The organism is Streptomyces yerevanensis, assembly GCF_000716805.1.
Lineage (GTDB): Bacteria > Actinomycetota > Actinomycetes > Streptomycetales > Streptomycetaceae > Streptomyces > Streptomyces flaveus.
The window spans coordinates 1-12,373 of sequence record NZ_JNWJ01000107.1; the positions used below are offsets into that span (position 1 = coordinate 1).

13 protein-coding genes and 3 pseudogenes are annotated in these 12,373 nt (G+C 69.0%); 7 read left to right on the forward strand and 9 right to left on the reverse strand.

Annotated elements, in window-relative coordinates:
• A pseudogene (locus OP79_RS46580) lies at window positions 1-773 on the forward strand (IS256 family transposase); the annotation flags it as partial.
• 128 nt (window positions 774-901) lie between these two features.
• Here the strand turns inward: OP79_RS46580 and OP79_RS46585 are convergent.
• Window positions 902-1,549: a hypothetical protein gene (locus tag OP79_RS46585; RefSeq protein ID WP_033329278.1), complete on the reverse strand. Its 648-nt coding sequence runs from the start codon at window positions 1,547-1,549 to the stop codon at window positions 902-904.
• A 403-nt stretch (window positions 1,550-1,952) separates the two neighbouring features.
• On the opposite strand from OP79_RS46585, the gene OP79_RS50890 reads away from it, so the two are divergent.
• Entirely contained in the window at window positions 1,953-2,252 is a 300-nt protein-coding gene (locus OP79_RS50890) for a transposase (protein WP_051745730.1), read from the forward strand.
• 80 nt (window positions 2,253-2,332) lie between these two features.
• On the opposite strand, the gene OP79_RS46595 is transcribed toward OP79_RS50890, so the two are convergent.
• Window positions 2,333-2,695 carry a DUF1330 domain-containing protein gene (locus OP79_RS46595; RefSeq protein ID WP_033329279.1) on the reverse strand — a complete coding sequence of 121 codons (363 nt, stop codon included), beginning with the start codon at window positions 2,693-2,695 and terminating at the stop codon, window positions 2,333-2,335.
• Between the two features lie 321 nt (window positions 2,696-3,016).
• On the opposite strand from OP79_RS46595, the gene OP79_RS54810 reads away from it, so the two are divergent.
• Together OP79_RS54810 and OP79_RS46605 are read left to right on the forward strand one after the other, a co-directional pair.
• Window positions 3,017-3,355, forward strand: coding sequence for a hypothetical protein (locus tag OP79_RS54810; protein ID WP_245685705.1), 339 nt, complete (start codon window positions 3,017-3,019; stop codon window positions 3,353-3,355).
• 47 nt (window positions 3,356-3,402) lie between these two features.
• Entirely contained in the window at window positions 3,403-3,693 is a 291-nt protein-coding gene (locus OP79_RS46605) for a hypothetical protein (protein WP_245685706.1), read from the forward strand.
• Window positions 3,694-3,750: 57 nt separating this feature from the next.
• On the opposite strand, the pseudogene istB reads toward OP79_RS46605, so the two are convergent.
• The 3 genes and pseudogenes from istB to OP79_RS46620 all read right to left on the reverse strand — a co-directional run bounded on the left by istB (window position 3,751) and on the right by OP79_RS46620 (window position 5,913).
• Window positions 3,751-4,550, reverse strand: a pseudogene (gene istB, locus OP79_RS50140) (IS21-like element helper ATPase IstB).
• Window positions 4,547-5,062 (reverse strand): hypothetical protein, encoded by a 516-nt coding sequence (locus tag OP79_RS46615; RefSeq protein WP_245685707.1) that lies wholly within the window; start codon window positions 5,060-5,062, stop codon window positions 4,547-4,549. Before OP79_RS46615 ends, istB begins: the two are co-directional and overlap by 4 nt.
• A gap of 38 nt (window positions 5,063-5,100) precedes the next feature.
• Complete coding sequence (locus OP79_RS46620) at window positions 5,101-5,913, reverse strand: NAD(P)H-binding protein (protein WP_033329280.1); 813 nt, start codon at window positions 5,911-5,913, stop codon at window positions 5,101-5,103.
• Between the two features lie 85 nt (window positions 5,914-5,998).
• Here OP79_RS46620 and OP79_RS46625 point away from each other — a divergent pair, with 85 nt between their 5' ends.
• The gene (locus OP79_RS46625; protein ID WP_033329281.1) at window positions 5,999-6,412 is read left to right on the forward strand and encodes a winged helix-turn-helix transcriptional regulator; all 414 of its coding nucleotides are present in this window, start codon (window positions 5,999-6,001) and stop codon (window positions 6,410-6,412) included.
• Window positions 6,413-6,659: 247 nt separating this feature from the next.
• Here the strand turns inward: OP79_RS46625 and OP79_RS46630 are convergent, their stop codons facing one another.
• On the reverse strand, window positions 6,660-7,238 hold the full coding sequence (locus OP79_RS46630; RefSeq protein WP_033329282.1) for a TetR/AcrR family transcriptional regulator: 579 nt from the start codon (window positions 7,236-7,238) through the stop codon (window positions 6,660-6,662).
• 91 nt (window positions 7,239-7,329) lie between these two features.
• Here OP79_RS46630 and OP79_RS46635 point away from each other — a divergent pair, with 91 nt between their 5' ends.
• Window positions 7,330-7,776: an anthrone oxygenase family protein gene (locus OP79_RS46635; protein ID WP_033329283.1), complete on the forward strand. Its 447-nt coding sequence runs from the start codon at window positions 7,330-7,332 to the stop codon at window positions 7,774-7,776.
• 125 nt (window positions 7,777-7,901) lie between these two features.
• Here OP79_RS46635 and OP79_RS53225 read toward each other — a convergent pair.
• From OP79_RS53225 to OP79_RS55770, 3 genes and pseudogenes are all read right to left on the reverse strand, one after another.
• Window positions 7,902-8,932: pseudogene (locus OP79_RS53225) on the reverse strand (IS5 family transposase).
• Window positions 8,933-9,005: 73 nt separating this feature from the next.
• Window positions 9,006-9,674 carry a response regulator gene (locus OP79_RS46650; protein ID WP_033329285.1) on the reverse strand — a complete coding sequence of 223 codons (669 nt, stop codon included), beginning with the start codon at window positions 9,672-9,674 and terminating at the stop codon, window positions 9,006-9,008.
• The gene (locus tag OP79_RS55770) at window positions 9,671-10,786 is read right to left on the reverse strand and encodes a sensor histidine kinase (protein WP_051745733.1); all 1,116 of its coding nucleotides are present in this window, start codon (window positions 10,784-10,786) and stop codon (window positions 9,671-9,673) included. Before OP79_RS55770 ends, OP79_RS46650 begins: the two co-directional genes overlap by 4 nt.
• Before the next feature lie 324 nt (window positions 10,787-11,110).
• Between OP79_RS55770 and OP79_RS50900 the strand changes: the two genes are divergently transcribed.
• Window positions 11,111-12,181: an alpha/beta fold hydrolase gene (locus OP79_RS50900; RefSeq protein WP_157857515.1), complete on the forward strand. Its 1,071-nt coding sequence runs from the start codon at window positions 11,111-11,113 to the stop codon at window positions 12,179-12,181.
• The last annotated feature ends 192 nt before the right edge of the window (window positions 12,182-12,373 follow it).

Consider the following 12,373-nt stretch of genomic DNA (forward strand, 5'->3'; position numbering starts at 1 on the left):
TGCTGCAAGGCCCGGGTGAACCACCGGATCGTGTCCCAGGCGGTGGTCATCGCCACCGGGATCTCCGCCACCGGTCACCGCGAGATCCTCGGGCATGGGCCCCCCGCTCGAGCGGAGCCGAGAGTGGGGGAGGTCGGCGACAGCGAGTCGAAGCCGTTCTGGACGAAGTTCCTGCGCAGTCGGCGGGCCCGTGGCCTGGAGAACGTCCAGCTGGTCATCTCCGACAGCCACCACGGGCTGGTGGCCGCGATCCGCACCGTCTTCCTCGGCGCGGCCTGGCAACGGTGCCGGGTTCACTTCGTGCGGGACGTCTTCTCGGTGATCGAGAAGGGGTCCGCGGAGATGGTCGCCGCGACCATCCGCACCATCTTCGCGCAGACCACCGCCGAGCAGGTGCGCACCCAGCTGAACGTGGTGGCCGACCTGCTCGGACGGCAATTCCCCCAGGTCAAGACCATGCTGCTGAACGCCGCGACGGACATCACCGCGTTCGCGGACTTCCCGCCGGCGCACTGGAAGAAGATCTGGTCCACCAACCCGCTGGAACGGCTGAACCGGGAGATCAAACGCAGGGCCGACGTCGTCCAGGTCTTCCCCGACCCCGCCGCCCTCGACCGGCTCGCCGCCGCGGTCCTGGCCGAACTCCACGACGAATGGCAGGTCTTCGACCACCGCTACCTCTCCGAAGCCTCCATGGCCGAACTTCTCACCACCAAACCGAGCGAGGACGATCGCCACCTCCCCCACCGGAACCGAATCAGCTCGGCCGGTGACTACACCACTCGGCGGGACACCACCACCGGGCCGTGGCCACGCGATACGACAAGCTTGCCGTCCGCTACGAGGCGACCGTGCTGGTCGCAGTCCTCAACGAGTGGCTGTGACCAGCACTTTCCCATCACTAGGAGCGGATGAGCGTGCGAGCTTGCTCGATCCACCCCGACACGGCCTTGGCACCGCAACTCTCGGCGACCGACTGCGCTTCGTCGAGGTGGTGGAACGCCGCCGATGGGTCGCCGGTTTCGGCCGCGAGGTAGGCCAGTGCCACCAGGCCAGCCGCTTCCCCGGGCCTGAAGCCGATCTCCCGGCGCAGTGTCACCGATTCGGTCAACCGCTCGCGGGCCTGATCGAAGTGGCCTGCGTCCTTGTCGGCGAAGCCGAGATGGCGAATCGCATAGGACATCGTCATCCGGTCGTCGACGGATTTCGCCAGCGCGTAGGACCGCTCGAAGTATGGCCTGCCGGTGGCGCCGTCACCCTTGACCACCTGGTGCCAGCAGCCAACCCAGAACAACGCGTCCGCCTCACCCGACGCGTCCCCCAGACGCTCGTACAACTCGGCCGCGCGCTCGAACAGCACCAGTTCCTGGCTGTTCTCTTCACGGTCGTTGAGGAAGCGGACGTGCAGTACCTTGCCCCGCGCCATGGAAAGCGGCGCCTCGACTGCGTTCAGCACGTCATCGGACCGGTCCAGCGCGGACGTGTCCCCGCCGAACATCGCCGCTTCGAACAGCTCTCCCGCACTTTCGATCCAGTCCTGCCCTTGCATACCCCTACCCCTCCCCGTTGGACGATGACAGCGCCGAGGCTACCTCCGCACTCCCGGCGGAAGGCGGGAATCCTTGGACGGTGGCTCTCGAACACCCCGGTCGCCCGCGAGCTGAGAGTGCCAGCGCGCCAACCCCGGCCGTCAGCTTCTCCCAGACGGCCTTGCCTGGGCAGTCGAGTCCAGGCCCGTCCGCGGCTTTCGCAACAGGCCCTACAAGCCCTATCTGGACACGCGCTGGGCTGAGGGCCATACCAATGCCGTTCACCTGCACGCAGAGCTGAAAGAGCTCGGCTACCGCGGCAACTACCAAACCATCAGCGACTACCTGCGGACGCGGCGCCGACGCCGCGTCCGCGTCGTCGGGCCTGCGCCACCCGGAATCCGGCAAGTCACTGGGTGGATCATGTGCCACCCCGACCGGCTCTCGGAGAGCGAGGGCAAACAGCTGACCGATATCCTCGCCCGCTGCCCGAAACTCGCGGCGGCCGACCGTCTCGTTCGCAACTTCGGCAAGATCCTCTCCACCCGCACCGGCCAGCACCTGAAGGACTGGGGCACCGTCGTCCAGGGCCTGACCACCCACTGGAACTCCGGTCCCGTCGAAGGCCGGGTCGACCACATCAAAATGGTCAAGGGCCAGATGTTCGGCCGCGCCAAACTCCCGCTCCTCCGCAAACGGGTACTTCTCACGGCCGTCCGATGACTGTGCTGCTCAGACTGTGACTGAGTGGGGAAAGGCAACGAGCGCGAAGTATCTCGGCACCCGAGGAGGCGGCTGCAGGACTACGTGGTCGACTGGCCCGCTCGGCAGGCTTCTGTTCGCAACTTGCGAGCTCGTTCGGCCGGGTCGTAGTTCGGCCCGACGCCCTCGATCAGCAGCAAGTCGCCCTCGATGTGATCGGTACGCAAACTCAGGATGGCCCGGTAGGCGGGAGAGTCGTACCAGGCACGGGCTTCGGCAAGGCTGGGGAACTCGATCAGCACCATGCTGCCGGGCCACGTACCCTCTACGACTTCGGTCGGCGGGCCGTGGATGACGAAGCGGCCTGCGAAGGGGGCGAGGGTCGCCTGGATGCGCTCCAAGTACTCGATGATGTCGGAGTGATTCCGGCGGCTGCGGAGATGAGCGAAGCCGTAAGCGGACACCACGAGGCTCCTTCGTTCCGGGGGTGTTAGCGATGACCAGAACGTAGCTGAGGGTGGTTGGGCGGTGCGATTACCCCAGGGGTAATCGCACCGCCCCATCGAGGGCACGTGCCAAGGCCACCGCCCCACCGTTCGCCTCACGGAATGTGTGCCAGATCCGACGTGCGACACCGTTTATCACCGAGTTTGGGCAGCACTTGGTGATCACAGGGCCGGAAAATGTCGATGCGAACTGACACCGGTCAGGTGCTCCCGTCCTCGGTGCCGTCGTGGTGGCTGGCGTCGGAGGGTGTCAAGGATCAGCGAAGTAGGCTCCTGCCTATGGGTGCGTTCTTACCGTTCCTGATCTTGGTTGCGATCCTCGCAGCGGTCCTGGGCTTCTTTGCGTGGCTGGCATCACGTATTCGTCGCCGGGGCCTCGCGGGCGGGGCCATGAGTGCAGCCTTGGCCTCATATGAGGAGGCGTTCCGTATCACGGCTCACGAATTTCACGTTGAGATCCGAGCCCAGGCGGAGCGCAAGACGCCGATCCTGTCGCCTGACGATCACTGGGGGCGAAGCCCTGGCGAAGCCGGTCCTGCGGGGCAGAGGACCGTCGGCCGCTTCGGCCGCGTTCTCGCCGGTCACGACGGGGCCCTGGCCGCTGGATCGGTCAACTGAGGCGCGGTCGCTGACCAGTGGACACAGCGTTGGTGGCTGCGGGAGTAGTGGTTGCACTGGGCGTCGCGATGTTCCTGGCGGATCGTGTTCTGCTGGCGATGGAGACACGGGGATGGATCTACTGGCGCAAGACCAAGGGGCTGTCGTCCATCGGTGTCGACTTCATCCAGGGGGGTGACCCCGGGGCCCAGGCCGTCAAGCGCGCTATGGAACAAGAACGCGTGCGCAAGAACGTCAGGCCGGCAGAGGACCCGCCCCTCCGGGTGGACCTGGACGCCGGCACGGTGCACATTCGCCGCGCTGGTCACGACGGGCAAGAACAGGAGCCTCCGCCTTGACAGCCTCCTGAGCCGACAAATGCGGCTCCTGTCGAGGAAGGGCTTGGTGGTGCGACGTCACCCGGAGGCGTCTTGTGCCGCGGCCCGGGCCTGGGTGAGGGCCAGGCGGTAGGACTCGGTGCCGGTCTGGATGAGGTTGCCGCCGAAGGTGAGCCGGTCGACGATGGCCGCGCAGAGCCGGGGGTCGGTGAAGGTCTTGGTCCAGCCGCTGAAACTTTCGTTCGAAGCGATGGCGACGCTGTTCTTCTCCTCGCGCTCGGTCAGCACCTGGAACAGCAGCTCAGCGCCCCTGCGGTCCAGCTCCATATAGCCCAGCTCATCAATGCAGAGAAGATCGACTCGGCCGTAGCGGGCGATGGTCTTGGTCAGCACCTTCTCGTCCGCGGCCTCGACCAGCTCGTTGACGAGTTTGGTGGCGAGTGTGTAGCGGACCCGGTAGCCGGCCATCGCGGCTTCGGTACCCAGCGCGATCAGCAGGTGCGACTTGCCGGTGCCGGAGTCGCCGATCAGGCAGAGCGGCAGCCCTTCTTGACCCACTCGCAGGTCGCCAGGGTGTGGATGACCGCCGGGTCCACGTTGGGGTTCGCCTCGAAGCCGAAGGCCCGCAGTGATTTCTCGCGTGGGAACTGGGCGGCCTTGATCCGCCGTTCCGAACGGCGGCGGGCCCGGTCGTCGCATTCGGCCATCAGCAGTTCGGCGAGGAAGCCGCGATACGACATCTGGTCCCGGGCGGCGGCTTCGGCCAGCTCGGGGAACTGGGCCCGGATGGTGGGCAGCCGTAGCATCCGGCATGCCTGGTCGACGGCGGTGTCGGCGGCCTGTTCGGTCAGTCCGCGGTGGCGTTTGAACGTCGTCATGGCCTGTCTCCTTCGACGGCGGAGTGGTCGGCTGGCCGCCTCGGTCGCAGCAGCTGGTCGTAGGCCGCGACCGACGACAGCGGCCGGTTGTCGGGCGGCAGGTGGGCCAGGCGCCGTTCGGTCAGGAACGTCACACTCGCCCGGTCCGGCTCCGGATCTGCCGTCGTGGCCGGCGCATCGTCGGTCTCGGCGGCCTTGCGGGCTTCCAGTGCGACCGCGTCCGCGGTCAGGGCGCCGGCCCGGAGGGCGGTGGCGAGGCCGGTCACCAGGTACTCGTGGTGAAGATGCCGTCCCAGCAGCAGGACCTCGATCAGAGCGCGGGTGCCGTCCCGGTCACCGTGGGCCTTGCAGGCGGCCGCCCACCAGGCGTCATGGACGGGGGTGAACTTGCCTGCGGAGCGGGCCTGTTCCAGCGCGGTCACGGACGCGGCCAGCCGCCCAAGGCGCGCTCGCACCGGCTCGGCAAGTTCCACCACAACCGCCATCGGAATCGCCTTGGTTGCGCAGGGCATAGGACTTTCCTGGCTGCGCGGGGCCTGTGTTCTGAGGGCTATGCGAGGGTTGCTGCGAGCGGGGATCTGGGTTCGCGGCCCAGGAGTTGACGCAGGTCACCACCGGTGCGGGACATGAATCCGGCAGCGATGGCGGAGTAGGTACCCACCAGCATCGGTACCTGGAACAGTTCGGCGCCGGAAGCGGCGATGCGCGCGCGGGCCTGGCCGAGTGTCTCCGGCTCATAGGTGACGTGCGGTCCGTGTGCGCGGGCCAGGTCGGCGCCGCCGATGGCCTGCTCGCCGACGAGTTCATAGATGCGTCCCGCATGTACGGGTGCCTCCACCGACACCCGTACCGCGGCGTCGGCCAGATCCGCCCGCGCAACGGCTGCCAGACGGCCCTCGCCGAGCGGGGCGGTAATCCGCCCGTCCTCCGACGGCGCCGCGAGCCCGGCCAGCAACTCCGCGTAGAGACCGTTGCGCAGGATCGTCCAGCCTATGGTGCTCTCCCGGAGCCGCCTCTCAGTCCAGCGGTGCGGCAGCGCGTAAGGGAGGTGATCGCCGTCGGCGGTCAGGCTCGTATAGACGACATGCCCCACACCGGCCTTCTCCGCGGCGTCGATGGCGGCGCCGTGCCGGGCTATGACGGTGTCGTCCTCGCCGTAGCCCGCGGAGATCAGGACCAGCACATCCACACCGTCGAAGCCCCTGATGAGGGTGCTGCGATCGTCGAAGTCGATGCGGCGGACAGGCAGCACAGCCGGGAACTGCTGAGGATCGCGCGTTCCAAGGACCGTGTCGTCACGGTCAGCCAGCCGCTCGGCAATCAGCGCGCCCAAGGCGCCGGCAGCTCCCGTAGCCAGGATCATCAGGGTCTTCCCATTCCGGTAGGTTCTCTTCAGTAACCGGGATCATCCTGCGGGTTTGCTTCACGAAGCGTAAGGAGGCACTTCCATGTCAGTAGGGCACACAGGGGTAACCACCGAACCCGTAGTCACTTGCGGCGACGAGCACGAGGATTGCGGGATCCGCGAGGTGCTCGACCGGATCGGGGACAAATGGTCGGTCCTGGTCGTGGTCGAACTGGCCCAGGGCGTACGTCGTTTCCGACAGCTGCAACGCGCCATACCCGGGATCTCGCAGCGGATGCTGACGCTCACTGTGCGTCGGCTGGAACGCGACGGGCTGATCACCCGGACCGTGCACCCGACAGTGCCTCCGCAAGTCGAGTACGAGCTCACGACGATGGGCCACAGCCTCACACATCTGGTGAAAGCCCTCGCGGATTGGTCAGCCGACCACCGCGATGTCATCGCGCGAGCACGCCAAGAATGGGATGCCGTACATCCCGACTCCGGAATCCGCTGACCGAATGGGCTCCAGCACCTTCCGAACGGCCTGATCAACCCCCTCCACGAACTTCCGCGGGGCAGCACTAGGGCGCGTATCGGGTCGTGATCAATGAGCATCACAGCTTGCGGGGCGGGTGCCCCGTCCGGGGTACGGGGCCCGGCGATCTGCGGCTGCGCCGTGCGGGCGCGAGTGACCCAAAGCGCTACCGCAGGCAGGCAGCGGGGCCCGAGGACCTCGGCCACGTGCCCGCCGGGACGGTGCGTCAGACCATGGAGAGCCGGTCCACCAGCAGCTGCACCCTCTGCTCGGTGTCCTCCGGCGGCAGCCGTCCCGACCGGGTCAGGGTCGCCACCCCGTGCAGGGACGCCCAGAACGTCTCGGTGAACAGCCCCGGGTCGACGCCGTCCCCGGCGACCTCGCCGAGGCACTCCAGCAGCGCGGCGAAGGCGTCCTTGAGAGGTTCCGGGGTGTCCTCCTGTGCGTACGGGAGACCGCCGTCGAGCTGGAAGATGGCGTCGTAGACCGCCGGGTTGCGTGCGGCGAAGTCGAGGTAGGCGCGGGCGAGGGCGGTGACCCGGGTGCGCGGGCCGTCTGCGGCGGCGGTCGCGGCGCGCACCGCCGCGGCCAGCTCGGCGGCGCCCTCCAGGGCGACGGCGCCGATGATCTCCCGTTTGCCGCGGAAGTGGCTGTAGAGGACGGGCTGGCTGTACTCGATGCGCTCGGCGAGTCGGCGGGTGGTGACCGCGTCCCAGCCCTGCTGCTCGGCGAGTTCGCGGGCCGTGGCCACGATGAGGCGCTCGCGGCCCGCCCGTTCGCGCTCCTTGCGTTCCTGTACCGACATGATTCGATCCTAGCACCGCTAGACAATCGAGCGACAGTAGCGCTAGCCTTGCCTTATCTTCTAGCGGCGCTAGATCCCAGGAGGGGTCATCATGCTCAACGCACTCGAGGTCGTCACCACCGTGGTCGTCGGCGTGATGGTGGGGGTGGAGTTCTCCGTCGCCTTCGTCATGAACCCGATCCTCAACGCCATCCCGGAGGACAGCGGGCAACTCGGCCACGCCCACGGGGGCCGGATGCTCGGCGCCGTGATGCCGGTCTGGTACATCGGCTCGCTCGTCCTCGTCGCGGTCTGGGCCATCGCCGGATGGCACCACGACGGCACCGGCCTCGTCGTCACCGCCGCCGCGCTGCTGATCCTCAGCGTGGTCATGTCGCTCCTGCTGCTCGTCCCGATCAACAACCGGAACAAGACGTGGACCCCCGAGAACCGGCCCGCCGACTGGAAACAGCAGATACACCGCTGGAACCGCTTCCACTACGTCCGCGTCGCCGTCATCATCGCCGCCTTCACCCTGCTCGTCGCCGCCCTCGCCTGAGCCCGCGGGCCGGCCCCGCACCGGCGGCGCACGATCCCCGCTCCCCGGGCGGCAGCGGGCCACCGACCTCCCGACATCCGGGAATGCGCCTGCCGCTGAAAGCCTGCAACTGCGATCCCGACAAGCTACGCCCCTCGATGACCTGCGCGGCTCCCGGCTCTGGTTCGGGTGAGGTCTTTGATCCAGATCACCGAGGCACGCAGCTGAAGCCCGGCGAGGCAGCTTTCCGGGGTCTTGTCGTAGCGGGTCGCGAGGCCCCGCCACGCCTTGAGCTTGTTGATCAGGCGCTCGACGGTGTTCCTCTCCTCGTAGAGCTCGGCGTCGTGGTCGACGGGGCGTCCCCCTTTGCGGCCCTTCCTCTTCCGGTCGGCGGCCTGGTCCCGTTTCTCCGGGATGACGGCCTTGATGCCGCGCCTGCGCAGGTGGGCGCGGTTGCCACGGGAGGCGTACGCCTTGTCCCCGGCGACCGCGTCCGGGCGGGTGCGAGGCCGCCCCACTGGGCCGCGGACCCGGATCTTCCCCAGCACCGGGATGAACTGTGGGCTGTCGGCCGCCTGTCCCGCGGTCAGGACGAACGCCAGCGGACGGCACCTGCGGTCGGCGGCGAGGTGGACCTTTGACGTCTGCCCGCCCCGTGAGCGCCCCAGCAGAGCGGCCTTCAGCCGGACCCTGCGTCGGCGCCGGACGCGTCGCGGCTCGTCCCGCTCGGGATCGGCGCCACCGCCCTGCCCGCTTCGTCCCTCGGGACCGCCCCCTTTGACCTGGCCTCCTCCTCTTCGGCGGCAGCCTTCTCCAAAGCGGCGAGCACGTCCTGGCTCGTGTGCATCCCGGCGGCATCGTGATGGGCCCGCACGGTGGTGGAGTCGATACTGACCAGCGACAGATCCACCTCACCCCGCTTCGCGGCCTCCGCGATCAGGCCCTCCAGCAGGGCCTCGAACACGCCGGCGTCACGCCACGGCCGGAAACGATTGGACACCGTCGACCAGGCACCGAATTCCTGCGGCATCTCCCGCCACTGCCCGCCGGTCCTGAACCGCCAGACCACGCCCTCGAACTGCTGGCGCAACCGCTCGGGGTACGGGCCATACTCGCCGATCGGCAGGTACGGCTCGATGAACTCCCACTCCACATCGGTCAGCTGCGCACGCGTCACGCAAGACGATCTACCGGATCGAAGATCAGCACGAGGGAAGAACCCGCTCATTGATCACGACCCGATACGCGCCCTAGCTGCCGGGTCGGACCAGCCCGTGGTCGAAGGCGAAGACCGCCGCGTGGACGCGGTCACGCAGGCCGAGTTTGTCGAGGACCCGGCCCACATGGGTCTTCACCGTGGCTTCTCCGACGTGGAGGCGGGTAGCGATCTCCGCGTTGGACAGGCCGCGGCCCAGTAGGAACAGCACCTCGCGTTCGCGGTCGGTCAGGCGGGACAGGCGGTGGACGACATCGGGCGGGGGCGTAGCAGGTGTGGCGCGGGCGAACTCCGCGAGCAGGCGGCGGGTGACGGAGGGGCCGAGCAGGGCGTCGCCCGCGGCGAGCGTGCGGATGCCCTCGAGTAATGTCTCGGGTGAGCTGCGTTTGAGCAGGAATCCGCTGGCGCCCGCGCGGACGGCCGCGAAGACGTATTCGTCCAGCTCGAAGGTGGTCAGGACCAGAACCTTTGGACTGTTGTTCACCGCCGTGCCGGCGATGGCGCGAGTCGCGGCGACCCCGTCCAGGACCGGCATACGGATGTCCATGAGGACGACGTCGGGTGTGGCCGCTGCCGCGAGCCGTACCGCTTCCCGGCCATCGGCCGCCTCGCCGACCACGGTGATGTCCGGCTGGGTGTCCAGCATCATCCGCAGCCCGGCACGCATGAGGTCCTCGTCGTCGGCCAGCAATACCCGGATCACGGCAGCTCCTTGAAGGGGATCAGGGCGGTCACGCGCCAGCCGCCGTGCTCGGCGTCACCGGCCTCGAACGTGCCGCCGAGGCCGGTGACGCGCTCACGCATGCCGGTCAGGCCGCGACCACCGGGAGAGGGGCTGGGGTCGGTGGCCGTGCCATCATCGGTAACCGTCACTCGTACCGCACCGGCGCCGACATCGACGCGTACGACGGCATGGGCCGGTCGCGCATGCCGTACGACGTTGGTCAGTGACTCCTGGACCACGCGGCGCACCGTCTCCGCGACGGCGGGAGCCAGTTCGCGCAGCCGGGCCGGGTCCGGCGGCAGCCTCAGATCGGCTGTGACGCCTGGTGGCAATTGGTCGACCAGTGCGCGGAGCGTCGCTTCGGAGTCGTACGCCTCGGTGAGCAGCCCCAGCACTCGGTCGAGGTCCGTCATCGCGCCGCGGCCCACCTCCTCGATATGGGACAGGGCCTCCCGTACCGGCGACCGGTCCTCGCCCAGGGTGAGGCGGGCCGCGCCCGCGTGGGTCACCATCACGGTCACCGCGTGTCCGACCGCGTCATGCAGTTCCCTTGCCATCCAAGTTCGTTCAGCGGTCACGGCCCGTTCGCGGTCGCGGGCCCGCAGCGCCTGCACGGTCTCCCGGCGCGACCGCCCGGCGCGACCGACGAGCCAGGCCACCGCGTGCACGGCGACGGCCGGGACGAAGGCGTCCGAGTCGCCGGCGAGGACGGCGAGCGCAGCGGCGACCGGCAACACCGCGATTTCCAGGGTGCGTTGGGGCGGACGACCCTGCACGACCAGAGTCAGGGCGAGCGCGGTGGCCAACGAGACATTGGTGACGGGCGCCCCGGATGCGGACGCCGCCACGGTGGCCGATGCCGCGGCCCACAGCGCGCATCCGGGTGCGTACCGGCGGCCCGCTATCGCCGCGAACCACACCACCGCGCAGACCCGTTCGACCACCGGGCCGTTCAGCATCGACGCGGTGTGGTCGGACGGCCCGATGGCGATGACCGCCGAGAGGTAGGCGGTGATCAGGTCGAGCAGCACCCACAGCCGGCCGCGGTCGACATCATGGTCGGGCCGCCATCGCGTACGTATCTCCCCCACGCAGGCCACGCTACGGGCGCGAACGTGCGCGGCCGTCCCCCTCGCGGTGGACTTCGGGTCCACCCGGACGGGGACCGGCCCGCCCGGACCGGCTGACGCGCCTTGTCGTGTGCCGGGCCGAGCATCGCCGTATGACGACAACTCAACTTCCGTACCAGGCAGTGTCGGTGAAGCCCAGGCGAGGCCGTGTGCTGCTGGCCGTTGTCCTGATCCCGTTCGGCGTCGTGCTGGGACCGGTCGCCGCGGCCGCCGCCTTTCTGGTCACCGCCACGGTGACCCCCCCGTGTCCCGCTTCTCGTCGCCGCGGCGCTGGCAGCACTGATCGTGGCCTGTGCGCTGCCGGTGTACGGGGCCGTGCGCCGGCAGGGCCTGACCGCCGCCGTCACCGCGGCCGTGGCGCTGATCACCTCGCTCACCGCGTTCCTGACGGTCTTTCAGCCACTCGATGTGGCCGCCCCGCAGCCCCGGTCCGAGCCGACCGGCTACTGGAACCTGCCGACCGGCTCACGGCTCGCCTACACCCTCCAGCGCGCCCAGGGCACCCCGCGCCCCACTCCGGTGATCGTCCTGCACGGCGGCCCGGGCACCCCCGGAGACGGCCCCGATCCGGTGGAGCGCGCCCTCGCCGCGCGCGGCTACGACGTCTACGCCTACGACCAGCTCGGTTCCGGACGCTCGGACCGGCTGGCCGACCCGACCGGCTATACGGTCGCCCGTCAGGTCGCCGATCTGGAGGCCGTACGGGCGCGGATCGGTGCCGACCGCGTCGTACTGCTCGGCGCCTCCTGGGGTGCCACGCTCGCCGCCGAATACCTGGCCGCGCACCCCGACCGGGTGACCCGAATGGTGCTCACCTCCCCGGGCGTCCTGTGGGCACCGGCATGGCAGGGCCGCGACGAGGGCGACATCTGGGACCGGCTCACGCCCGCGCAGGAACGCGGGATCGACGCCCTCGAAGCCAGTTCCCGCCTGGCGGCCTGGTCGCTGCTCATGGACGCCGATCCGCGCGCCGCCCACGCCCTGGTCTCCGACGCCGAACTCGACCCCGTCTTCGCCAAATTGCTGGCCATCGCCGCCCCGGCGGCCACCTGCCATCCCGGCCGACCGCTCAAGAACCTGCCGGGCTCGCTGCCCGGCTTCTACTCCAACCAGCTCACCACCGAAGACCAGCTCACCGTCCCCGACCCACGTCCCGCGCTGCGCCGCGTACACGTCCCGGTACTGATCCTGCGCGGCGCCTGCGACTACAAGAACCCCGCCATCGCACGCGAGTACCGCGACGTCCTCCCGAACGCCACGCTCCGGACCATCGCGGGCGCGGGACACATCATCGACGCCGAACAGCCACAGGTGTACCGACGGGCGGTCACCGGATTCCTCACCGGTCACCCATAAGCGACTCACTTCAAGGGAACCGGGCTGTCGATGCAGACTCTGCGGCAGGACCGCATCCTCCACGAGGGCACTGTCACGTTGGCTGACCGAGGTGGGATGATCTTCGATTTGCTCATGCTGGAGGAGGCTGTCCGTGGGGAACGTGTCACCGTCGTACAAGGGGCACCGGCACCCGGCCGAGGTCATCTCCCA

Excerpts from the sequence above, each read along its gene's own strand:
- OP79_RS46585 (WP_033329278.1), bottom strand. The coding sequence starts at position 1,549 with ATGCAAGGGCAGGACTGGATCGAAAGTGCGGGAGAGCTGTTCGAAGCG.
- OP79_RS50890 (WP_051745730.1), top strand. The coding sequence starts at position 1,953 with ATGTGCCACCCCGACCGGCTCTCGGAGAGCGAGGGCAAACAGCTGACC.
- OP79_RS54810 (WP_245685705.1), top strand. The coding sequence starts at position 3,017 with ATGGGTGCGTTCTTACCGTTCCTGATCTTGGTTGCGATCCTCGCAGCG.
- OP79_RS46615 (WP_245685707.1), bottom strand. The coding sequence starts at position 5,062 with ATGCCCTGCGCAACCAAGGCGATTCCGATGGCGGTTGTGGTGGAACTT.
- OP79_RS46620 (WP_033329280.1), bottom strand. The coding sequence starts at position 5,913 with ATGATCCTGGCTACGGGAGCTGCCGGCGCCTTGGGCGCGCTGATTGCC.
- OP79_RS46625 (WP_033329281.1), top strand. The coding sequence starts at position 5,999 with ATGTCAGTAGGGCACACAGGGGTAACCACCGAACCCGTAGTCACTTGC.
- OP79_RS46630 (WP_033329282.1), bottom strand. The coding sequence starts at position 7,238 with ATGTCGGTACAGGAACGCAAGGAGCGCGAACGGGCGGGCCGCGAGCGC.
- OP79_RS46635 (WP_033329283.1), top strand. The coding sequence starts at position 7,330 with ATGCTCAACGCACTCGAGGTCGTCACCACCGTGGTCGTCGGCGTGATG.